23 protein-coding genes and 2 pseudogenes are annotated in these 21,476 nt (G+C 68.1%); 7 read left to right on the top strand and 18 right to left on the bottom strand.

From position 1 onward, the window contains the following. Positions 1–43 precede the first annotated feature (43 nt). From DPR14_RS18715 to DPR14_RS18705, 3 genes are all read left to right on the top strand, one after another. On the top strand, positions 44–1,129 hold the full coding sequence (locus DPR14_RS18715; RefSeq protein ID WP_158046500.1) for a right-handed parallel beta-helix repeat-containing protein: 1,086 nt from the start codon (positions 44–46) through the stop codon (positions 1,127–1,129). A gap of 64 nt (positions 1,130–1,193) precedes the next feature. Further along, entirely contained in the window at positions 1,194–2,612 is a 1,419-nt protein-coding gene (locus DPR14_RS18710; RefSeq protein WP_246148321.1) for a YcjX family GTP-binding protein, read from the top strand. Then, entirely contained in the window at positions 2,609–3,610 is a 1,002-nt protein-coding gene (locus DPR14_RS18705) for a TIGR01620 family protein (protein ID WP_158046499.1), read from the top strand. Before DPR14_RS18710 ends, DPR14_RS18705 begins: the two co-directional genes overlap by 4 nt. Positions 3,611–3,688: 78 nt before the next feature. Here the strand turns inward: DPR14_RS18705 and DPR14_RS18700 are convergent, their stop codons facing one another. From DPR14_RS18700 to DPR14_RS27495, 6 genes are all read right to left on the bottom strand, one after another. Then, positions 3,689–4,213: a hypothetical protein gene (locus tag DPR14_RS18700; RefSeq protein ID WP_158046498.1), complete on the bottom strand. Its 525-nt coding sequence runs from the start codon at positions 4,211–4,213 to the stop codon at positions 3,689–3,691. Continuing rightward, positions 4,213–4,821, bottom strand: coding sequence for a hypothetical protein (locus DPR14_RS18695; protein ID WP_158046497.1), 609 nt, complete (start codon positions 4,819–4,821; stop codon positions 4,213–4,215). The genes DPR14_RS18700 and DPR14_RS18695 overlap by 1 nt, the downstream gene beginning before the upstream one ends. Further along, positions 4,808–5,302, bottom strand: a complete 495-nt coding sequence (locus DPR14_RS18690) for a MotA/TolQ/ExbB proton channel family protein (protein WP_246148318.1) — start codon at positions 5,300–5,302, stop codon at positions 4,808–4,810. The genes DPR14_RS18695 and DPR14_RS18690 overlap by 14 nt, the downstream gene beginning before the upstream one ends. A 689-nt stretch (positions 5,303–5,991) precedes the next feature. Further along, positions 5,992–6,873 carry an FkbM family methyltransferase gene (locus tag DPR14_RS18685; RefSeq protein ID WP_158046496.1) on the bottom strand — a complete coding sequence of 294 codons (882 nt, stop codon included), beginning with the start codon at positions 6,871–6,873 and terminating at the stop codon, positions 5,992–5,994. A gap of 93 nt (positions 6,874–6,966) precedes the next feature. Then, entirely contained in the window at positions 6,967–7,755 is a 789-nt protein-coding gene (gene otnI / locus DPR14_RS18680) for a 2-oxo-tetronate isomerase (RefSeq protein WP_158046495.1), read from the bottom strand. Between the two features lie 118 nt (positions 7,756–7,873). Continuing rightward, a complete protein-coding gene (locus DPR14_RS27495; RefSeq protein ID WP_192499024.1) occupies positions 7,874–8,035 on the bottom strand; it encodes a hypothetical protein in 162 nt (53 codons plus the stop codon). 314 nt (positions 8,036–8,349) lie between these two features. Between DPR14_RS27495 and DPR14_RS18675 the strand changes: the two genes are divergently transcribed. From DPR14_RS18675 to purU, 4 genes are all read left to right on the top strand, one after another. Further along, entirely contained in the window at positions 8,350–9,189 is an 840-nt protein-coding gene (locus DPR14_RS18675) for an N-acetylmuramoyl-L-alanine amidase family protein (protein WP_158046494.1), read from the top strand. Between the two features lie 163 nt (positions 9,190–9,352). Further along, a complete protein-coding gene (locus tag DPR14_RS18670; protein WP_246148315.1) occupies positions 9,353–9,931 on the top strand; it encodes a BON domain-containing protein in 579 nt (192 codons plus the stop codon). Beyond that, the gene (locus DPR14_RS18665; protein ID WP_158046492.1) at positions 9,921–11,306 is read left to right on the top strand and encodes a hypothetical protein; all 1,386 of its coding nucleotides are present in this window, start codon (positions 9,921–9,923) and stop codon (positions 11,304–11,306) included. The genes DPR14_RS18670 and DPR14_RS18665 overlap by 11 nt, the downstream gene beginning before the upstream one ends. Positions 11,307–11,394: 88 nt before the next feature. Beyond that, positions 11,395–12,249, top strand: coding sequence for a formyltetrahydrofolate deformylase (purU, locus tag DPR14_RS18660; protein ID WP_158046491.1), 855 nt, complete (start codon positions 11,395–11,397; stop codon positions 12,247–12,249). Here the strand turns inward: purU and DPR14_RS18655 are convergent. The 12 genes and pseudogenes from DPR14_RS18655 to DPR14_RS18600 form a co-directional block, all read right to left on the bottom strand. Further along, positions 12,242–12,628 (bottom strand): annotated as a pseudogene (locus DPR14_RS18655) (endonuclease domain-containing protein). The gene purU and the pseudogene DPR14_RS18655 sit on opposite strands and share 8 nt — an antisense overlap. A 2-nt stretch (positions 12,629–12,630) precedes the next feature. After that, on the bottom strand, positions 12,631–13,338 hold the full coding sequence (locus DPR14_RS18650) for a Crp/Fnr family transcriptional regulator (RefSeq protein WP_158046490.1): 708 nt from the start codon (positions 13,336–13,338) through the stop codon (positions 12,631–12,633). 18 nt (positions 13,339–13,356) lie between these two features. Beyond that, entirely contained in the window at positions 13,357–14,406 is a 1,050-nt protein-coding gene (gene hypE / locus DPR14_RS18645) for a hydrogenase expression/formation protein HypE (protein WP_158048222.1), read from the bottom strand. A gap of 100 nt (positions 14,407–14,506) precedes the next feature. Further along, positions 14,507–15,559, bottom strand: a pseudogene (hypD, locus tag DPR14_RS18640) (hydrogenase formation protein HypD); the annotation flags it as partial. After that, complete coding sequence (locus DPR14_RS18635) at positions 15,556–15,801, bottom strand: HypC/HybG/HupF family hydrogenase formation chaperone (RefSeq protein ID WP_158046489.1); 246 nt, start codon at positions 15,799–15,801, stop codon at positions 15,556–15,558. The pseudogene hypD and the gene DPR14_RS18635, both read right to left, overlap by 4 nt. Before the next feature lie 9 nt (positions 15,802–15,810). Beyond that, positions 15,811–17,544, bottom strand: coding sequence for a Kae1-like domain-containing protein (locus DPR14_RS18630; protein WP_158046488.1), 1,734 nt, complete (start codon positions 17,542–17,544; stop codon positions 15,811–15,813). Beyond that, the gene (gene hypA / locus DPR14_RS18625) at positions 17,544–17,876 is read right to left on the bottom strand and encodes a hydrogenase maturation nickel metallochaperone HypA (RefSeq protein WP_246149372.1); all 333 of its coding nucleotides are present in this window, start codon (positions 17,874–17,876) and stop codon (positions 17,544–17,546) included. Before hypA ends, DPR14_RS18630 begins: the two co-directional genes overlap by 1 nt. 1 nt (position 17,877) lies before the next feature. Continuing rightward, on the bottom strand, positions 17,878–19,062 hold the full coding sequence (locus tag DPR14_RS18620; protein WP_158046486.1) for a nickel-dependent hydrogenase large subunit: 1,185 nt from the start codon (positions 19,060–19,062) through the stop codon (positions 17,878–17,880). A gap of 4 nt (positions 19,063–19,066) precedes the next feature. Next, positions 19,067–19,834: a [NiFe]-hydrogenase assembly chaperone HybE gene (locus DPR14_RS18615; protein WP_158046485.1), complete on the bottom strand. Its 768-nt coding sequence runs from the start codon at positions 19,832–19,834 to the stop codon at positions 19,067–19,069. Continuing rightward, positions 19,831–20,685 (bottom strand): hydrogenase expression/formation protein, encoded by an 855-nt coding sequence (locus DPR14_RS18610; RefSeq protein ID WP_211103824.1) that lies wholly within the window; start codon positions 20,683–20,685, stop codon positions 19,831–19,833. Before DPR14_RS18610 ends, DPR14_RS18615 begins: the two co-directional genes overlap by 4 nt. Before the next feature lie 76 nt (positions 20,686–20,761). Further along, positions 20,762–21,142, bottom strand: coding sequence for a thioredoxin domain-containing protein (locus tag DPR14_RS18605; RefSeq protein ID WP_158046483.1), 381 nt, complete (start codon positions 21,140–21,142; stop codon positions 20,762–20,764). Further along, on the bottom strand, positions 21,142–21,465 hold the full coding sequence (locus tag DPR14_RS18600) for a HypC/HybG/HupF family hydrogenase formation chaperone (protein ID WP_158046482.1): 324 nt from the start codon (positions 21,463–21,465) through the stop codon (positions 21,142–21,144). Before DPR14_RS18600 ends, DPR14_RS18605 begins: the two co-directional genes overlap by 1 nt. Positions 21,466–21,476 lie beyond the last annotated feature (11 nt).

The raw sequence follows: 21,476 nt of genomic DNA, 5'->3' as shown, positions 1-21,476 counted from the left end.
CGCCCCTGCAATCTTTCCTGACCGGATGGAGTTCGCGTTACCCATGCCTTGCCTGTCGATGAAGCGTCCGATCCTCTTCGCCCTGCTGCTGTCGGGCGTCGTCTCCGCCTGGCCGGCCGCGTCCCGGGCCGCCCCGCCGTTCGACGCCGGGGGGGAGCAGAGATACCGGATCTGGGTTTCGCCCGACGGACCGGTCAGCGACATCAACGTGGCGATCGAACGCGCGGTGCCCGGCACCGACATCATGGTCAAGGCGGGAACCTATCAGGGTCCGGTCAAGTTCTCCAAGAGCGGCACGGAGGATGCTCCGATCCGGCTGATCTCGGCCGACGGCCGCAGGGAGGCGCGCATCGTTTCGGGCAAGACCGGGATCTACGGCTTCGGGACGCGGAACGTCGGGGTGTTCGGCTTCCACGTGATCGCCGGGGCGGGGGGCAACGGCATCCAGTTCGGACTGTCCGGGCGCGACACCAGCGACATGTCCCGGTATGCCCGGAACATCGTGATCGCCGACAATCTGGTCGAGCGGGCGGGCGAGGACGGCATCAAGATCAGCCAGGCGGACAATGTCCATCTCTATCGCAACATCGTCCGCGACAGCGGCGCCGACCGCAACGGCAACGGCGACGGCGGCATCGACCTCGTCGCGGTCAACGGCTCGCAATTGATCGGCAACGTCGTCGACGGCACGCCCGGCCATACCTGCCTGATGATGAAGGGCGGCAGCGAGGGCAACTTCGTCGCCGGCAATGTCATGAAAGGGTGCGAGCGCGACGGCATCTCCGTCGGCGGCCTGACCACGGGCCGCTGGATGCGTCCCGGAACGGACTCGGAGGCCAAGTACAACACGGTCGTCGGAAACGACATCGAAGCAGGGCGGGTCGGGCTGCTGATCTACGGGGCCACCGGCAATAAGGTCACGCGCAACCTCTGCGCGGGACGGCGGGCTTGCCTGAACGAGCGGGTCAGCAACCGCGGCCACGAGCCGATGCACAACCACGACAACCGGCTGGAGAACAACGAGCGAGAGCCGGCGCCCGGCATCGGCACGGCGGCGGTCCAGGGCGGCGATCTCGCACGGTGGGCCGACCTGCACAGGACGGATGTGCTTCCCGCCGGTTCGCGATAGATAGGCTTTGCCGCAGGATTCATATCAACGGACTTCGTATCAACCGGACCTGTCGAGACAGAGATTGCCTGCATCACCCTTCCGCGACCTCACCAACCTGGGCAGCCGGACCATCGACCGCGTCGGCGAACTGACCGACCGGATGCTGGACGGCAACCTGCGCATCGGCGTGACCGGCCTGCGCCGGTCCGGCAAGACGGTCCTGACTACCGCCCTGATCGACAACCTGCTGCATGCCGACCGGCTGCCGTTCCTGGACGTGGTCGCGACCGGCCGCTTCATCGCCGCCCGCATGGAGCCCCAGCCCGACCAGGCGGTGCCGCGCTTCGACTACGAGAGCCAGATCGCCCGGCTGACCGCGCCCGACCCGCAATGGCCGAACAACACCAAGGTCACCAGCCAGGTGCGGGTGGCGCTCCGCTACATGCCGGGGACGATGCTGAAGCGCCGGCTGCTCGGGGCGACCCGGCTGAACCTGGACATCGTGGACTATCCCGGCGAGTGGCTGCTAGACCTGCCGCTGCTGGACCGCACCTATGCCGAGTGGTCGCGGGAGACGCTGGAGCTTGCCAGGCGCGCGCCGCGCGACGCCCTGGCGGCGGAATGGCTGGCCTACCTGTCCAACCGCGACCCGGCGGGTCCCGCCGAGGAGGCGGTGGCGCGCCGGGCGGCGGAGCTTTACACGGAATACCTGCTGGCCTGCCGGGCCTCGGACCAGCTGCTCAGCCTGATCCAGCCCGGCCGCTTCGTGGAGCCGGGGGAACTGGTCGGAGCGCCGGTGCTGGCCTTCTGCCCATTGCCGGAGCCGCCGGCGCGGGCCGGGCGGCATACCCTCTGGGCGATGATGGAGGAGCGGTTCGAGGCCTACAAGACCAACGTCGTCCGGCGTTTCTTCACCGAGCACTTCGCCCGGCTGGACCGCCAGATCGTGCTGGTGGACGTGATCGGCGCGCTGAATGCCGGGCCGGCCGCCCTGGCCGACATGCAGACGTCCCTGTCGGCCACGCTGGAATCCTTCCGCCACGGAAGGTCGAGCTGGCTGGGCCGGCTGCTCGGCGGGCGGATCGACCGGGTGCTGTTCGCCGCCACCAAGGCCGACCACATCCCGTCCAACCAGCACGCCAACCTGCGCCGGCTGCTGGACGGTCTGGTCGAGGAGCGGCGGAACGCGATCCGCTTCGAAGGCGCGCGGGTCGAAACCATGGCGATCGCGGCGCTGAAATGCACGGAGACGGTGATGGCCGAGCACCAGGGGCGGCAACTCGCCTGCGTGCGCGGCATCCCCATCGGGCGAACCGAGCCGACTGTCCTGTACCCCGGCGAGATCCCGGACGACCATCGGCTGCTGACCGACGACGGCGTGCGCCGGCTCAACTTCCTGGACTTCCGGCCGCCCCTGCTGTCGGTCCGGCAGGGCCGGGGCCTGCCGAACATCCGGCTCGACCAGGCGCTGGACTTCCTGATCGGAGATTTCCTGTCATGACCGGGCGGACGCGTGACAAGGACTATATCGCGCCGATGGAACTGGACCCCGGCGGCGCAGTCGTCGTGGTTCCGGACGATCGGCCCGCCGCGGCGGCGGGAGAAGTCACGGCCGACTCCGAGCTGCCGGAGCCTGTCCCCGCACCCCGGCGCTGGGCGGTCCGGCTGCTGGTCGGCTCGGCGGCGGCGCTGGTGGCGCTGGCGGTCGGCTACGACACGGTCGATCTGGTCCGGCGCGCCTTCGAGACCAGCGTCCTGCTGGGCGGTGGCGCCGTGGCGCTGGCGGGCGGCGCCGTGCTTGGCGGCTTCGGCCTGCTCGCCGGGGAGCTGCGCAGCCTTCGCCGGCTGCGCCGGATCGACGGGCTGCGGGAGGAAGCGGAGCACCTGCGGACATCCGGCACCCATGGCGAAGCCGCGCGCTACGCCGGGGCGGTCGCCTCGCTCTACGGCGACCGGCGCGACCTGTCGGCTCAGGTCCAGGCTCTCCGGGACAATCTGAGCGACGCGCACGACGACCGCGAGGTCGTGCGCATGGTCGATCTCCAGCTGCTCCAGGACATCGACCGCCGCTCGTACCAGTTGGTGCTGCGCGCCGCCCGCGACACCGCGGTCGCCACGGCGCTGAGCCCGGCGGCGCTGCTCGACGTGGTGATCGTGCTATGGCGGAACCTGAAGCTGGTCCGCGAGGTCGCCACCCTCTACGGTGCCCGTCCGGGCTATGTCGGCAGCCTGAAGCTGCTGCGCCGGATGCTCGCCAACATCGCGATTGCCGGCGTCGCGGAGAGCGGCAACGACCTGATGGTGGAGGCCCTGGGAAGCACGCTCGCGGCATCGCTCTCGACCCGCGTGGGGCAGGGGGTGATCAACGGCCTGCTGACCGCCCGCGTCGGGCTCACCGCCATGCATCTGTGCCGGCCGCTGGCCTATGACGAGACCAACCGCCCCAGCCTCAGGCGCATCCGGCGGGAACTGCTGAAGGTGCCGAAGCAGGTCCTGTAGCGTCCGGAAAGCAGAACGCCTCCTCCCCGGGATCGGGAGGAGGCGTTCCGGAGAGCCGCTCGACCGGAGGCCTGGCCGTCAGGCGCTGGTGCCGGGGTGCTGATAAACCAGGGGCGCGTCGCCGCCGCCGCGCTCGCCGTTCTTTTCCGGCAGCTTCGGCTGGGGCAGGGCGTAGAACATCGGCTTGTCCTTGTCCCAGGTGTTCTCGAACGGCAGCTCCATCTTGAGGCCGCCCTGGTTCTTCTCGGCCTCGCGCATCGCCTGCTGGAGCTGCTTGGCGACGTCCTCGCTCCAGCCGATCTTGTAGTAGCGCGGCTCGGCGGTGTCGGGCAGCTGGAGCCACAGGTAGATCGCCTCGCCCTCCTGCATCCGCGCGCTCAGCACGGTCGCCTCGCTCATGCTGCGGTGGAACCACTCCAGCGCCACCGGCTTCGGCTTGCTGAGCAGGTCCGCGAAGCTGGCATAGGACAGCGGCATGAAGCCGGCGGCAAGAGTCACGGCGCCGATCTTCACCCACAGATTGCGGGGTGACCAGATGCTGATGGTGGCGAGGCCCGCGGCCAGGACGACCGCCACCACGAAGAGGTTCATCATGAGTTGCATCACTGCCTCCACTTCCGCAGGGCCTTCGGCAGGCTGTTGACGCTGCTGGGAACGAGATCCCCGGCCTCCGTCAGCTTGAACCGGTAGACCGTCAGTTCCTGGTTCTCGACCGTCAGGTCGACCGAACTGGACAGCACCTGCTTCGCCGACTCGGCATTAGGTTTCTTGACGCTGGTCACGACCGTGACCTTGACCGGCGAGACCCGCGCCTTGTTGCGGTACATGTGCAGGTTGATCGCATACTCGCCGGGCGGTATGCCCCGGCTGTAGCTGACCTCGTAGTTCAGTTGGGTCGGGTCGGCGTTGCGGCCAAGGTCGTCGCGCAGCAGGTTGAAGATGACGCCCGACTTGTTGGAATAGCCGACCGGCACGTCGCCCGGCGCCTGGACCCACAAATCTATGTCGGTGTCCAGTTCGTCGGCCCAGCGGGCCTCGACCATGACGTTGCCGGGGGTCGTGCTGACGGCGGCCTGTGCCTGCTGCTTGGGATTGAGGTGCGGCAGCAGCAGGATCACGACCGCCACGAAGCCGCACAGGGCCAGCGTGATGACGTCGCGGAAAACGGTACCGTTGACGTCGTCGTCGTCGAACTGGTCAAGACCCTGCATGGCGTTCACCCAGCGCCGTGATCTCGGTGATCAGGTTGACGGTGCCGGTGGCGAGCATGTTGTAGTTGATGCTCAGCCAGATGTTCAGCACGCCGCCGACCAAGGTCGTGTAGAGCGCCACCGACATGCCCTCGATCAGCTTTGTGACCATGGGGGAGATCGACGCCACGTCGCCCGCCTTAGCCGGATCGACGCCGCTCAGGGAGATGATGAATCCGACCACGGTCCCGATCAGCCCGAGCAGGACCAGGCTCGCCGCCAAGTGCCGGACGATCGCGACCCGGGAGGACAGCTTCAGGCGGAGATTGCCCGCAAGGGTGCTGCGGCTGCCGCTGTCACGGCCCATGACCTCGGCCACGTAGCGCGAGGCGCGCGAATTGACGTGCAGTTGGAAGTCTTTGCACGCATTGATTTCGCAACTGGTACGCCAGATCTTGGCGGCCGAGACTGCCAGCCCCACCAGGAAAACGGCGAATATCAATTGGCACAACCCGGTATTGTCGGTGGCGAGGATCGGCGTGACCCATCCCTGAAGCCATGCCGCTGCCAGAAGAGCGGAAGCGACTGTATTGACCAAGAAAAATCGTAGAACTAAAAGGTACTTCTGAGGGCTTCGAGCAAAATCGACAATGGTGTTGGAAGACCGTGTATGTAGAACGGTTGGCACGGTACTCCGCGCCATGTGGACGGTCTCAGCAGTCGCATCGGTCATCAAGGCTCTCCGTTGACAAGCGGCTGATCAGAACTTCATCTCTCCAACTCCCTATCGCAATCGTTATGCCAAGCATCTTTTTTAGCGCGACCCGCTGATTGTACACAGCAACACAACCGTCACAAGACCGGGGAGTCCAGCCGAGACCGCAGGGATCTGCATATTATTGCAGCAAAGCTCGGGGGCTGCCTGGAAACTGCCTATTAAATGAGCAAAGTAGCTGAAAATAAAGCACTTTTTAACGATTTGAGCGACAGAATGTCACGGATATGGCCGGCCATATCCACGTATCGCAAAAATCGGTCCGCAGACCCCACGCCGCAGCCATCGCTTTGTTTGCGAAAGGTTTATTGGAAAATCCACCGGCCGGGTCAAGTTCCTCCCGAAGGAGCGGCACCGCTATGCTGCGCTGCACAATGGCTGTGCAGGGCCCCGACTCCGGGCCGACTCAACACCGCTCACGCCGCGGCGGAGGCGCTGTCCGCCGTCCTCTGCAGGATCACGTTCAAACGCGTCGTGTGACTGATCCGGTACCCATGGTCGACGCACAGCTTGACGCAATCCGTCTTCCACCGGTCGCTCGACGTCTCCAGCAGGATCAGCGCCGGCCAGCGCCGTTCGGGCGCGGAAGAGAAGAAAGGCACCAGCACGGTATCCTCGGCTCCCTCGATATCGATCTTCAGAGCGTCGACCCGGTCGAAACCGGCCTCGGCGAGGAGTCCGTCGAGGGTCCGGCATGGGACGGAAATCCGCTCCCCCGTCTTCATGGCGATGCTGCTCTGGCCGCGGTTGCCGCGATCGATGAACAGGTCCAGGGTCCCCGTGCGGTCCGCCACCGCACATTGCAGTGTCCGGATGGTTCCCAGGTCGTTGGCGGCCACGTTGAAGGCGAGCCGGCGGTAAATCTCCGGCTGAGGTTCCACCGCGAGCACGCGGGCGTTTTTCCCGGCCCGGCCGGCGACAAAAAGGGAATAGACGCCGACATTCGCGCCCAGGTCCACGAAGGTGAATCCGTCGTGCAGCCGGGCGGCCAGCACTTGGCGTTCGACCGGATCGAAGAACTGCGGCGTGAACAGCACCCGCTTTTCGCAGACGTTGTCTTCCGGGTGGATCCGGAACTTCTGCCCGAAGACATCGACGTCCAGCGGCGACTTGAGTCCCGCCAGGACCAGCCGCCGGGCCGCGAAGGCGGTGCGCTTGCCGAGCCAGGTTTCCGGCCGGGTCCGGGTCAGCCCGATGACGGCGCGCTGGAGACGAGACGGCGCATAGGCGCCGAACGGCGGTTCCTGGCTGATCACGGCCTGGTTGTCACCGGTGTCTATTCCAGACGGTTGCGGCATTCCGTGTCCCCATGGACCACGCGCGAAGTGGTGGCGGGCCATGACTAGCATGGCTCGCCGATGGGGTCATTAAAGAATTCCTAACCTTGATTGTCACCCGGCGGCGATGCCGTACGCCTTCGCCCAGCCCAGGCCGGCCCGGGTTGCGGCGCGCGGCCGGTACTCGCAGCCGATCCAGCCGGTATAGCCGATCTCGTCGATCAGGTTGAACAGGAAGGGGTAGTTGATCTCGCCTATGTCGGGCTCGTGCCGGCCGGGAGTCCCGGCGATCTGGATATGGCCGATCGCTTCCAGGTTCTGGCGCAGCCGTTCCGCCAGATCGCCTTCCATGATCTGGGTGTGATAGATGTCGAACTGCAGTTTCAGGTTGGGACGGGAGACGGCGGCCATGATCCTGCGGCCGGCGGTCGAGGTGTTCAGGAAATAGCCCGGCATGTCCCGGCTGTTGATCGGTTCGGCCAGCAGGGTGATGCCATGCCGGGCGGCGGCGTCGGCCGCATGACGCAAATTGGAGACATAGACCGCCTCCGCCTCGTCCCGGTCGATCCCGGCGTGAACGATGCCGGCCATGGCATGAAGCCGCGGGCAGTCCAGCACGCGAGCGTACTCGATCGCCCGTTCGACCGTTTCCGCGAACTCGGCTTCCCGCCCCGGCAGGGCCGCCATGCCGCGCTCGCCGCCGGCCCAGTCGCCGGGAGGAAGATTGAACAGCACCTGCTCGAGACCCGCGTCGTCGAGCGCCCGCTTGATCTCGTCGGCGGGCCATTCATAGGGGAAAAGGTATTCGACTCCCCGGAAGCCGCACCCGGCGGCGGCACCGAAGCGATCCAGGAAATCGTGCTCCTGGAACATCATCGACAGATTGGCGGCGAATTTGGGCATGGTTCCCCCCGTTTCCCTGATCTGGTGGCAGGGCGAACAAAAGCCCGTAGCGGCCCCGGTTGCAAGGCCGTACGGGCTCTCAGAGGGGGTAGCCTTCGGCGCGGCGGGAACCGGTCGCCTACTGCTCGTATTTTTCGAGTTGCCGTTGCAGGTCGGACGCTTCCTCCTGCAGGGCTTCGATCCTCATGTCATCCGGCACCCGCCGCTTCAGTTCGTCGGCTATACGGGCTTCCAGAGCGATGCGCTCCTCGCGGATGATGTTGATCAAGGCTTCCTTCATGACCGCCTCCACCATCTTCAAGAGAACAGTCTGACCCGAGTCGGGACCGAGAACAAGATATCATAAGTCGAAAATGCCGTTGATATCGCCGCGGCTATGGAAAAGCCTCCGGGTGGGATGCCTCCGGCTTGGCCGGTGCCGGAAGTTGGTGGCAGAAATTCCGGCGGATCACTCCTTCGGGACTCGACAAGCAGCGGGTGGGGTAATTAACAGTTAACCAACAGCCGCCTACACTGGTCGCCGAGGTTCCTCCTGCCGGCCCGGGGGCCGGCCACTGGACCGATGACCACAGGATCGATGGGCAGTCTTATCGGATGAAGCGCAGGGTTCTGCTTCAATTGGCGTTGAGCGCGCCCTTGCTCGGCATCGGGGCCTCCGGGCTGGCGGGCTTTCTGGCGCCCGGTACCGCCGCCGCCGCTCCCACCAACGTACCGCAGCGCAAGCCGGAGCCCCCCGCGGCCGTTCCGAACTGGCGACTCGTGGTGATCGACCCGGGGCACGGCGGCCACGATCCCGGCGCCATCGGTGTCCGGGGGACGCTGGAGAAGGAAATCACGCTGGATATCTCGCGGGAGATCGCGCGCCGGCTTCGGGGCGTATCCGGCGTCGCGGTGAAGTTGACGCGGGACACCGATATCTTCCTGCCGCTGGCCGAGAGAGTCGCCATAGCGCGCGACGCCGGGGCCGACCTGTTCATCTCGATCCACGCGGACAGCGCGCCCAATCGCGATGCGCGCGGGCTTTCCGCCTATACCCTGTCCGACAAGGCGTCGGACGATTTCGCCTTCGCGCTGGCCAAGCAGGAGAACCTGGCGGACGGCGCAGGGGGCATCGACCTGCGCCACACCCGGCCGCAAGTCGCGGCGATCCTGTCCGACCTGGTCGCGCGCCATACCGTCACCGCCTCGCTGATGGCGAAGAGCAGCCTTGTCGAAGGGGCCGGGCGCTCGCTTCGATTGCTCGACAATCCCAAGAGGTCGGCGAACTTCGCGGTGCTGAAGGCGCCCGACGTTCCATCGGTTTTGATCGAGACCGGCTTCCTCTCCAACCCGCGTGACGAGGACCTGCTGCGCGACGGTGCCCAGCGCCGCCGTATCGCCGATGTGCTGTCGCGCGAGTTGGCCGATGTGATGACCAGCGCTCCCTTCGCGTGAGCGCGCGGGCCGGTATGATGCTGGTTGCAGCAATCGGGCCACGATAGGCGAAAAAGCCGTGGCTCCGGTTTCGAGTAATTCAAATATGTGTTGCAATCACGTGGCGGGCGTGACTTCTTCGCGCCGCCCGGACGTGGATCGCGACCGGTGTACGGAGGAAGCTTTGAGGTCTTGCGCGCGTTTTCCGCTGTTCGTCCTGGGAACCCTGGTCGTCGCCGCCCTGTCGGGGTGCGCACCGCTCGTCGTCGGCGGCGCTGCCACCACCGCGGTCGTCGCGGCCTCGCAGGAGCGGGGACTGGGCGGCGCCATCAGCGATACCGAGATCCAGGCGCAGATCAATCATTACTGGTTCCAACACAGTATCGAGATGCATTCGCGTCTCGGCATGACGGTCAACCAGGGTGCCGTCCTCCTGACCGGCCGCGCCAAGACTCCCGAAGAACGGCTTGATGCGGTGCGTCTGGCGTGGCAGGCGAACGGCGTTCGCGAAGTGATCAACGAGATCGTCGTGGACGACACCTCGACCCTGGGGGACTCGACCCGCGACACCTGGATCAGTACCCAGTTGCGCGGCAAGCTTCTGTTCGATCGCGAGGTGTCGTCGATCAACTACTCGATCGAGACGGTCAACGGCGTCGTCTATCTGATGGGCAACGCGCGCGACCCGGCCGAGCTGGAGCGGGTGACCGGCCATGCCAGGTCGTTGCCCTACGTGAAGCGCGTCGTGAGCTATGTCCGCTGACGGTTCGGCGCATAGTCGGAGGAGGCCCGGCGCGTTCCTGCTGATCGTCGCGGCAGTGCTTGCCCTGCTTGCCGCCGGACTGGCGGCGGGCCTTCCGTCCGCCGCCCGGGCACAGGAAAGCACCGGCAGCGCCAACCGGCAGTTCGTCCAGGCCATGCAGTTCATCCAGCAGGCCAACGCCACGTTCGATCCGGCCGAGGAGGCGCGCCTGCTGCGCGAAGCCGACCGCCTGCTGAACGAAATCGTGCAGCGCTATCCCGAAAGTCCGGTCGCGGTCCAGCTGATCACCAACCAGTTCATCGGTGATTTCGACGTCTTCGAGTTCCGCAACCGCGTTCGGGCGCTGATCTGCAACGATGCGCTGTCCACGGCCTGTTTCCTCTACAAGATCGAGAACCTGCTGCCGCCGATCGAGCATCCGATTTCCACGCCGCGCTGGGACTGGCTGTCACTCGCGGTGGCCTACCACCAGAACGGCGGCGCCGAACGCGCGCGGGAGATCATCGCTCCCTTCGTCGGCGCGCTGCGGCGAGGTGCCGCCGCCAGTACCGAATCCCAGGAACAGGACCTGTTCGTCGCCCGTGCACTGGCACTGAGCGGCCAGACCGACATCGCGCTCCAGATCACCCGGGGCATCGCCGACTGCTCGACGCGTCTCTACAACCTGACCGACATAGCCGAGATCGCCGGCTGGCGCGGGGAGAAGGAGGTGGCGTCGGCTCTGACCACCGAGGCGCAGAAATACGCCCAGGCGAATTCCTGCGCCTGGGAGCTGGGGCTGGTGGTGCAGGCGCTGATGCGGGTCGGCCGCGAGGCGGAGGCTCGGACCCTCTTCCTGAACACGGTGGAACAGCAATTCTCACGCTTCCGCGAGACGAAGCAGGAATGCTGCCCGGCCGAACTGGCGGTGGCCGCCGCCGACCTGGGCGAAGTCAACCTGGCGCTTGGACTGCTGCGCACGGTCCAGGAGGACAGTCCCTGGACAGTCCCCGCCGTGCTCGGCCGCCTCGCGGCGCGGGGAGAGGTATCGTTGACGTCGGCATACCTGGAGCAGGTCCAGGATCCCGATCCGCAGTCGGAAATCCTGTCGGAGTTCGTCGCGGCGTCGCTCAGCCGGGGCGAGCTGGCGATCGCCCAGCAATGGATGGGGCGTCTGGTGCAACTTGCCGAGGTGCCGGCTAACCGGCGGCCGACCGTGCTGGCCCAGCGCGCCAAGGCGGAGAAGCTGATGTATGGCGATGACCGGTGGCGGAACACCATGTCGCAGGCCATCGCCGCCGCCGACCGGAGCAGCGCCTTCGTCCGGCGCGACATCGGGGTGCCGCTGCTGGCGGCCCTGGTCAGGATCGAGAGCGGCCTGCCGATGCTCGATTGAGCGGGGCAACGGATTGCCACTTGCACAGGGTGTTCGATTGCGCTTCTTTCCACGGACCGCGCCACAAGCCGTTCTGGAAAGTTCCGAGATGACCGCCCGCTACATCCTGACCATTTCATGCCCGGACACCGTCGGCATCGTCGCGGCCGTATCCGGCTTCCTGGCGGAGCGGGGCTGCAACATCATCGACAGCGCGCAGTTCGGCGACCGGACCAGCGACCTGTTCTTCCTGCGCATCTTCCTCGCCGCCCCGGCCGAGGGACCCGACCGCGAGGCCCTGGCGGCGCAGTTCGCCGACGTCGCCCAACGGTTCGGGATGACCTGGCACCTGCACGACGCGGAGCGCCCGCAGCGCCTGCTGATCCTGGTCTCGAAGTTCGGCCACTGCCTCAACGACCTGCTCTACCGGTATCGGGTGGGCGGCCTGAACGTCGAGATCCCGGCGATCGTGTCGAACCATCGCGACTTCTACCAACTCGCGGCCTGGCACAACGTCCCGTTCCACTATCTGCCGGTCAAGTCCGACAACAAGGCTGAGCAGGAAGCTCGGCTGTGGGAGATCATCGCGCAGGAGCGTATCGACCTGGTCGTGCTGGCGCGCTACATGCAAGTGCTCTCGCCCGAGCTTTGCGAGCGGCTGGCCGGGCGCGCGATCAACATCCACCACTCGTTCCTGCCCAGCTTCAAGGGCGCCAAACCCTATCACCAGGCCTTCGCGCGCGGCGTCAAGCTGATCGGGGCAACCGCCCACTACGTGACGTCCAACCTGGACGAAGGTCCGATCATCGAGCAGGAGGTCGAACGCGTCGACCACACCCGCACCCCGGAGGATCTGGTGGAAGTCGGCCGCGACGTGGAGAGCGTGGTGCTGGCCCGCGCCGTCAAGTACCACATCGAGCACAGGGTCCTGCTGAACGGCAGCAAGACGGTGGTGTTCAGGTAGTTGCATCCGCTGGGAAGCCGCCGCCCACCACCTCGCCACTCAACTTGGGTTCTCCGCACCCGAGGGCTTCCCGGATCGCCGTGACAACTCCCTCAGTGTCGCGCGGGATGTCGGGATTCCAGAACCGCAGCACGCCCCACCCCTGGCTTTTCAGCTAGTCCGTGCGCCGCTTATCGGCCTGATTATCTGCATACCGACCACCATCAGCCTCTAGGACCAGCATCCGCTCGACGCAGGCGAAGTCGGCAATGCAACGGCCGACCGGGTGCTGACTGCGGAATTTGCAGCCGTCCAGGCGGCGGTTCCGCCATAGCGACCAGAGCCGCCCTTCCGCGTCGGTTGTGCAGGATCGAAGCTTGCGAGCGTGCGTCGTCGTCATCATTACGCTTCCGCCACCACGTCCTCCAGTCCCTCGCGGTTGCAGCGGACCAGGTGATCGCCGACATCGGCGATCAGGCCGGCGCGGCGGAATTCGGCGACGGTGCGGCTGGCCGTTTCCATGGTGATCGCCAGCATGGCGCCGACGTCCTCGCGGATCGGCAGATGGCAGATGTCGCCGTCTGTCGCATCGAGCATCTGTAGCAGCAGGCGCGCCAGCCGGAGCCGTGCGCTTCCGGTCGACAACTCGGTCAGCCAGTCGTCGGCCTGCTGGAGCGATTGGTGCCACCGCTTCATCAACTGCGTGTGCAGGCGTGGCGTCTCGGTGCTGAGGCGGTCGACCACCGCCCGCGGGATGCGGCAGGTCAGGACGGGCTGCAGGGCCGTCGCAGTGTGGGCGTAGGGCTCGCCCAGCAGGGCCTCGAGCCCGGCGACGGCACCCCGGCGGAGCAGGCGGACGATCCGGTGCGATCCGTCGGGCAGGTACTGCACCAGCTTGACCGTGCCCTCGCGCACGGTGAACAGGTAGGGCTTCCCGTCGCCGGCATGATAGAGCGACTCGCCGGGTTTGAAACGGACCTCGTCGATCGGCATGTGGATCAGGCTGAAGTCGGTCCGTCGAAGGTCGGCGAACAGCACGAGGTCCCGGATGCCGCAGTTCCGGCATTGCGGAGGTCCCTTCCAGGCGTCACCGATCTCCCGCTCCTTCACGCCGTCCTCCCTCCCGCTTCAACAGATCCGGGGCAACTGCTCACCGGCCAGCCAGTCCACGATGCGCTTTCCGCCGAACGTTGTCCGCAGTTGCACGAAGCGGTGGTCGTCGTCAATCACCGTTCCGATGACGGCGGCGTCCATGCCCAGCGGATGGCCGCGCATCGCCTCCAGCAGCCGGGCGGCATCCCCGGGCGCGCAGATTGCGACCAGCTTGCCCTCGTTCGCCACATAGAGGGGATCGAGGCCCAGCAACTCGCAGGCGGCGGCGACCTCCCCGCGGACCGGGATCGCCCGCTCGTCGAGCAGCATGCCGACCCCGGATTGCCGCGCGATCTCGTTGAGCGTGGTCGCCAGGCCGCCGCGCGTCGGGTCGCGCAGCACGTGGATGTCCGGGACCGCGCCGACCATGGCCGCCACCAGGCCGTGAAGCGCCGCGCTGTCGGAGGCGATGGTCGTCTCGAAACTGAGATTCTCGCGTGTGGACATGATCGCCACGCCGTGATCCCCGACGAAGCCGCTGACCAGCACGGCGTCGCCGGGCCGTGCCCTGTCGCCGGACGGAGCCACGCCTGGCGGCACCACGCCGATGCCCGTCGTGTTGATGAAGACGCCGTCACCCTTGCCGCGCTCGACCACCTTGGTGTCACCGGTCACGATCGCGACGCCGGCTCCGGCCGCAGCAGCCGCCATCGAGGCGACGATCCGGGCGAGATCGCGGAGTGCGAAGCCTTCCTCGATGATGAACCCCGCCGTCAGGTAGAGCGGCCTGGCGCCGGCCATCGCAAGGTCGTTGACCGTGCCGTGAACCGCCAGCGAGCCGATGTCGCCGCCCGGAAAGAACAGCGGAGAAACCACATAGCTGTCGGTGGTGACCGCCAGCCGGCCGGGCGGCGGGTCGAAGACCGCCTGGTCGTTGCGGCGGGCCAGCAACGGATTGTCGAAGGCCGCGCCGAACATCTCCTCGACCAGCTGGGCCATGGCCTTCCCGCCGCTGCCGTGGCTCATGTCGACTTGGCCGTTCTTCAGGTCCAGCTTGCGGGTGAAAGGCCGGCGGTCGTCCTGCATCATGGATTTCAACCCGTTTTGGCCCGTTGGGGATGTCGCGCCAGCGACCGTAGAGATAATACGCCGCGCAGGAGCCTTCCGGCGAGACCATGCAGGACCCCATGGGATTCTCCGGGGTACAGGCCGTGCCGAAGATCGTGCAGTCCAGCGGCTTCTTGGCTCCGCGCAGGATCTGGGCGCAGGAGCATGCCTTGCTGTCGGCGACGGGGACGTAGCGGAGCTGCCAGCGCCGTTCCGCGTCCCAGTCCGCGAACTCCTCGCGGATCTGCAGCGCGCTGTCCGGAATCGTCCCGAGGCCGCGCCATTCGAAGCTGTCGCGCAGCTCGAACACCCGCTCGACCATCGCCTGGGCCTTGGCGTTGCCGTCCCGCGATACCGCGCGGCTGAACTGGTTCTCGACGTCGCGGCGCCCCTCGTTGAGCTGGCGCACCAGCATCAGGATCGACTGCATGATGTCGAGCGGCTCGAACCCGGACACCACGATGGGGCGGCCATAGTCGCGGGCGAACCGCTCGTAGGGGGCCGAGCCGATGATGGTGCTGACATGCCCCGGCCCGATGAAGCCGTCGACCCGCACGGTTCCGGTCGCGGTCACCTCCGGGCTGTCCAGGATCGCCTGGATTGCGGACGGCGTCAGCACATGGTTGGCGAAGACGCTGAAGTTGCGGAGATCCAGCGCCGCCGCCTGGACCAGGGCCACGGCGGTGGTCGGGGCCGTGGTCTCGAACCCGATCGCGAAGAAGACGACCTCGCGGCCGGGATTCTCCCGGGCGACGCGCAGCGCGTCGCCGCTGCCGTAGACCATGCGGATATCCGCACCCCCGGCCTTCGCCTTCATCAGGCTGGTGCGGTCGCGGCCGGGTACCCGCATCATGTCGCCGTAGGTGCACAGGATCACCTCCGGCCGCATCGCCAGCTCGATCGCCATGTCGAGCCGGCCGATCGGCAGCACGCAGACCGGACATCCGGGACCATGGACCATGCCGACGTTGGACGGCAGCAGATCCTCGATGCCGTAGCGGCAGATCGCGTGGGTGTGGCCGCCGCAGAACTCCATCAGGGCATAGTGCCGTCCAGGATCGGTCTCCGCCGCGATGGCGGCGGCGACCCGGGACGCCAGGGGGCCGTCGCGGTACTCGTCCACGTATTTCATGCGGCGGCATCCTCCTGCTCGGGTGCGGACCGGTCCAGGGCGGCGAGGAGCGCCAGGGTCCGTTCGGCTTCCGCCGGATCGAGCCTGGACAGCGCGTAGCCGACATGGACGATCACATAATCGCCCACGGCCGGTTCCTCGATCAGCGCGGTGGAGACCTGCTTGCGCACGCCTCCCAGCGACACCGTGGCGCTGTCGTCACTGTGGATCTCGACGATCCGGGCGGGCAAGGCGAGGCACATGGCGGTTTCCTAGTGGATCAGGTGGTGCGCGGCGACCCAGGCCTGGCCAAGGCTGAGGCCGCCGTCGTTGGCGGGTACCCGACGCGGCACCAGGACCTTGACGCCGTGCCGGGCGAAACCCTCGATCAGGCCTTCGGTCAGCACCGCGTTCATGACGCAGCCGCCGGACAGGACGATCTCGGCGCCTTCCACGGAGGGAAGAGCCCAGTCGACCAGGGCGGCGGCCAGGGTGCCGTGGAACAGATCGGCGCCTGCCGCGGGCGGCAGTCCGCGGAGCGCGTCGAGCAGCGGCAACAGGTCGAGGATGCCGCCATCCGTGGTCCAGCCGCCGGGCAGCACGGCGGGGTGCGTGACCAGGGATTCCAGGACCATCGCGGCCTCGCCCTCGAATCCCGACACGTTGCGCACGCCCAGCAGGCCGCAAGCCGCGTCGAACCAGCGCCCGCACGAGGTCGTCGGCGGGCAGTTGATTTCCTGGTCGAGCATCTGGACCAGCAAGGCAGGGTTGCCGAAGCGTGCGAAGCGGTGCGCGATCTCGTCCGTCCGGCCGAGCCGGTGCAGGGCTGCGGCCGCCATGCGCCAGGGCTGGCGTGCCGCCGCGTCGCCGCCGGGCTGGGCCAGGGGGGCGAAGTGCCCCAGCCGGTCGCACCGGGCGCCGTCCACCCGCAGCAATTCTCCTCCCCGGCTGTCGCCGTCCTCGCCCAGCCCGAAGCCGTCGAGGGCCAGGCCGACGATCGGCCCGGAACGGCCATACTCTGCGGCGACCGCCGCCACGTGGGCATGGTGGTGCTGGACCGGAATGCCGGGAAGCCCGAGCGACTCCGCGTGGCGTGTCGAGAGGAAATCTGGATGCAGATCGTGGGCAACCGCGACCGGATCGACCTCCAGTATGTCCAGCAAGTGGGCGACCGTTTCCTCGAAGAAGCGCAGCGTCGCGGCGTTCTCCAGGTCGCCCAGGTGCTGGGAGAGGAAGGCCTGCGTCCCGCGGGTCACGCAGACGGTGTTCTTCAGGTGGCCGCCCAGGGCCAGGACCTGGGGCACCGGCCGGCCGAGCGGGATGCCCGCGGGGACATAGCCGCGGGCGCGGCGGATCAGCATCGGCGCTCCGCCGACCACCCGCGCGACGCTGTCGTCGCTGCGGGTGACGATGTCCCGGTTGTGGGTGACGATGCAGTCCGCGATGTCGCCGAGCCGTTCCGCCGCCTCCGCGTTGCCGGTCACCAGGGGCTCTCCGCCGGGGTTGGCGCTGGTCATGACCAGCGCGAAACCTTGCGGCCCGTCGAGCCAGGCGGTTCCCGCCGGGCGGCCCGCCGCCTCGTGGAACAGCAGGTAATGCAGGGGCGTGTAGGGCAGCATCAGGCCCAGCCAGGCCAGATCCGGGGCGAGATCGGGAGCGACCCGGGGAGCGGCCGTGCCGGACCGCGGGCGGACCAGCACCACCGGCCGCTCGGGGCCGGTCAGGAGCGACGCTTCGGCGGGGCCGATCTCGGCGATTCGCCGTGCCTCGGCCAGGCTCGCCACCATCATCGCGAAAGGCTTGCCGTTGCGCTGCTTGAGCGCCCGGAGGCGGGTGACCGTGCCGGGGGTGCCGGCGTCGCAGGCGAGATGGAAGCCGCCGAGGCGGCTGTGACGGAACACCGTCCCATTGGAGGATACATGCTCGTGGTCATGCTCCGGGCCGGTCCCGGGATCGAGTCCGTCGATCCGGGTCTCCCCGGGGCCGCAGCCGCAGACCGTGCACATCACGAAACCTCCAGTTCTTCGACACGCAGTTCGTCGCCGCCGACCACCATCAACTGGTGGCTGCCGCAGGCCGGACAGGGATCTCCCCGGGCCGCCAGAGCCACCGTCCTTGAGCAGGCCACGCAGAAGGCCTGTCCCGCCGGCCGGTCGATCCTCAGCTCGGCGCCTTCGGCCAGGGATCCCCGGGCCACCACGTCGAACCCGAATTCCAGGGCGCGCGGATCGACGTGGGAGAGCGCCCCGACGCGGAGACGGACCATCGCGACGCGGCTGAAACCTTCCTCCGCCGCCCGGTCGAGGATGATGTCGAGGATACCCTGGCAGAGCGCCATTTCATGCACCGGCGCGTTCCTCCATCATCACGGAGCAGGGAACGCAGGGGTCCAGCGCGGCGATCAGCAGATCGACCCTCCGGCGCAGGCCGTCGTCGGCCGGCAGCCCCACGAGCCCGCGCACGAAGGCGCCGCGCGGGTGGAAATTCCACTCGTTGGGAGCGACCGACCGGTAGGCGGTCACCGCTCCCCGGTTCAGCGCGACCCAGTGGGCGAGCCTGCCGCGCGCGGTCTCCGCCGAGCCCGCGCCGGAGCCTGAGGCTCCCTGGGCCGCGTCCGGCGGGGCCGGCCGGGCGGCTTCCAGCAGCTTTGCGGTGTCGCGCATCCGGGCCGGCAGGCCCGCCAGGTCGACCAGCCGTGCCGCGAAACGCGGCAGCAGGCCGTTGCCGAAGCAAGCGGTCAAGGCGACCATCAGCGGCGCGCCGGCGACCCGGCCCAGGGCACCGGTCTCCGCCGGCCCGCCGTCCAGGTCCGGGGCCGTGGCGAAGTCCGGATCGGCGGAGAGCCGGTCGGCGAACCAGCGGTCCGGCAGGCCGGGCAGTTTGGCTACCCCGCTGCGCCCGAAGCCCGCCATGTCGTCCGCCATGACGCGGTCGATCAGCCGGGCCGCCGTCGTGCCGGTCCGGCGGCTCCAGCGGGCAAGATCGTCGCTGTCGCGGATCTCCGCGAAGCCGGCGCCGACCAGCGTCACGACCGCGCCGGCGATATGCTCCAGCGCATCGTCCAGGACCACGGCGTCGGGTTTGAGCGCGCCGCCGCCGGGCCGGGTCCAGTCACGCGCGGGATAGAGCGCTCCGGCAAGCGCCGCCACGGCCCGGCGGATCCCGAGCAGGGTGCCGGGGTCCGGCGCCTCCTCCAGCAGGCGCGGCCACTCGATAGCCAGTTGCCAGGCGTGGCTGGCGACCATTTCGCCCAGGATCAGAAGCTCGCGCGCGGCCTGCTGGGCGCCCGCCGGGACGATGCCGGCCGCCGCCTCGCAGGCCCGGGCGGCGGCGACGCCCTGGGCGGTTCCGCACAGGCTGAACAGCATGGGGACCAGCGACAGGGCGTCGGCCACCGGGCGCCCCGCCAACATGCGGTCGATGCCGGTTGCGCGCGACGATTTCAGGCGCACGTCGGCCACCGTGGAGTCGATGACCAGGATCTGGAACGAGAGCGTACCTTCGATGCCGGCGCGCGCGTTCATGGCTTCATCCTCCGAAGCTGCCGCGCAGCAGGTGACGGCGGCTCACCTCGACCGGGGCGGGTGCCGGCGCCGCGGGCGCGGCGGGAGATGGCGGGGATGCCTCGGCACCAGACTCGGGTTCGAGCAGGGCCGCGAGCGCGGCCTCGGCGGTCTGGCGGGCGACGGCCTGCTCCTGGAACTCGAACATGGGGGAGAAGAGCGAGCAGTTCAGGATCGTCCCGACGCCGTCGAGATGGCCGGCGACGAACTCGTAGTCGCCGGACGGCAGGGCATGGGTCGACTTGACCCCGTCCCTTGTGCCGTTCCAGGCTCCCGGCACCCCGGGCACCAGGACGGCGTTCATGAACCAGGGCGTCACCATGATGCCGAGCCAGCTGTCGCCATATCGCCGGAAGCCGACCGCCTCGACCGCCAGCCGGGGATTGTAGAGCGGCAGGTCGGACATCACCTTCCGCGCGATCCCGCGGTACGCCTCGGCCAGCTTGCCGGACGGGTCGGCGGGCGGCGGCTCCGCCGGGGCCGGGGCTGGGGCCGGCGCGTCCAGCACCATGAACTTGTGCTTCTCCGCGTCGCAGGTCGGGCAGCGCCAGTCCTCGGGCAGGGCCGCGAAGGGGGTTCCCGGCGGGATCTGCCAGACCGGGTCGCCTTCGGCGGGGTCGTAGGGGGTCCAGCAGATGCCGCATTCGAGCCGCGCGTCCGGAGCGATCCGCGTGGCGTCGCCCAGGAACGAGCCCTCGAACAGGTTCTGGGCCGCGGGGGACGCCGCGGTCATTGGAAATAGGCCTCCAGGATTTCGCCCAGCCGTTCGGCGCTGTCCTGGAAATCCTCGTCCGCCGCCGACAGGGCGACCGGGACGTCGCCGACCTCCATCGTGTCCAGGATCACGGTGTCCATGGCGTTGAGGTACTGGACGCTCCAGACATGGCGCTGGCCGGTCAGGGTGACGCGGCAGGTGCCGTATCCGCGCGAGACCGCCTGGACCGGCCCCAGCCCGAGCGTCCGCTTGAGGAACGCCATGTCCGTCTCGTTCATGGGGAACAGGGTGAAGCTGATGACATGGTTGCGGTCGCCCTTGACGTAGGCCGCCGTGCGCGCCCTAAGCTCGGCCAGCACCGGCATGACGTTCATGCAGCCTTCCGGCGGCTCCCCGATGTCGAGATGCGCGCGGGTGCCGCCCTGGGCTGCGGCGCGCACGACGCCGGGGACGTCCGCCACCTCGATATGGTCGCCGGCCAGGTTGCCGGCGGGTCCGCCGGCGATGTCGAAGGTCTTGACCCGCCAGACGCCGGGCAGCACCGATTCCTGGATCTGGTACTCGCTGGCGCCCGAAACGACGATGCCGACCTCGCCCTCGCCCAGGGCGTCGTCGAGCAGCGCCACCGCCGCCTGGTCCAGGCCGGAGAGCGGGAACAGCGCCGGCGGAGAGTCGACCGTGAAGCCGTCGAGGGCCGCGCGGACCGCCATGAGGATGCGCGCGGCATCGGCCAGCCCCGGCGCCGTTCCGGGCAGCGACAGCCGGTCGAGACGCCGCACGGCGGCCGGCATCCGCATCAGGTCCAGAGACTCGGCTTCCGGACCGCCCAGGAATACGCCGGTCGGCTGCTCTTCATTCTCCCATTTCATCGGGTGGCGCATCGTGGTCGGTCCCTTTTCTGGGGGCAGGAGGCGGCGGGGGCAGGCGATGGAGTCGGCAGCATGTTCAGGGGCTTGGCGGCGCGGCTCCGAGGAAGGCGCGCGTCTTCTCGACGTAGCTCTGCCAGTCCTGGATCCGGGGGATCAGGCCGACGAACTCGCCCCGCCGCATGTAGACGAGGGTGGGCACGACCAGCACGCCGAAACGGGGCTTGAGCGCGGCCTCGGCCGCCTGGTCGACGATGCCGATGCGCAGGCGGCCGGGGAATACCGTGTTGAGCTCGCGCAGGACGACGGCGACGTCGTTGCTTTCCGGCCTCTGGCGCGGATCGCCGGTGAAGAAGAGGATCGCCATTCCGCTGCCGTCCAGGAAACGATCGACCGTGTCCCCAGTGATCACCGGGCAGTTCTCGATCGCGATAAGGCGTTCGATGACCGTTGCGGGCATCAGGCTTTTCCTCGTGAAGGGGCGGGCTGCTGCTCGCGGAGATGTTCGGGAAGCTGGGGGTCGCGGCCGATCAGGTCGGCGAACAGGTGCTCGAAGGGATCGCCCCGGCCGGCCGCCTCCAGCGCGTCGAGCGCGCCGTTGATCAGCGGGACCTCGGCTTCGTCCAGGGTGCGGATCGCGGTGTCCACATGGACCATGACCCAGGCGCCGACCGGCAGTTCGCCGGTCAGCAGCAGGCTGACGCGGCGTTCCTCGCCGCGGCCGGCACACAGAGCGGTCAGTCCATTTTCTGAGCGGACTTGCATGGGGATGCCGATGCACATGGCCGTTCGGC

The organism is Skermanella pratensis, assembly GCF_008843145.1.
Taxonomy (GTDB): Bacteria; Pseudomonadota; Alphaproteobacteria; order Azospirillales; family Azospirillaceae; genus Skermanella; species Skermanella pratensis.
This window is presented reverse-complemented; position numbering and strand designations above follow the sequence as displayed.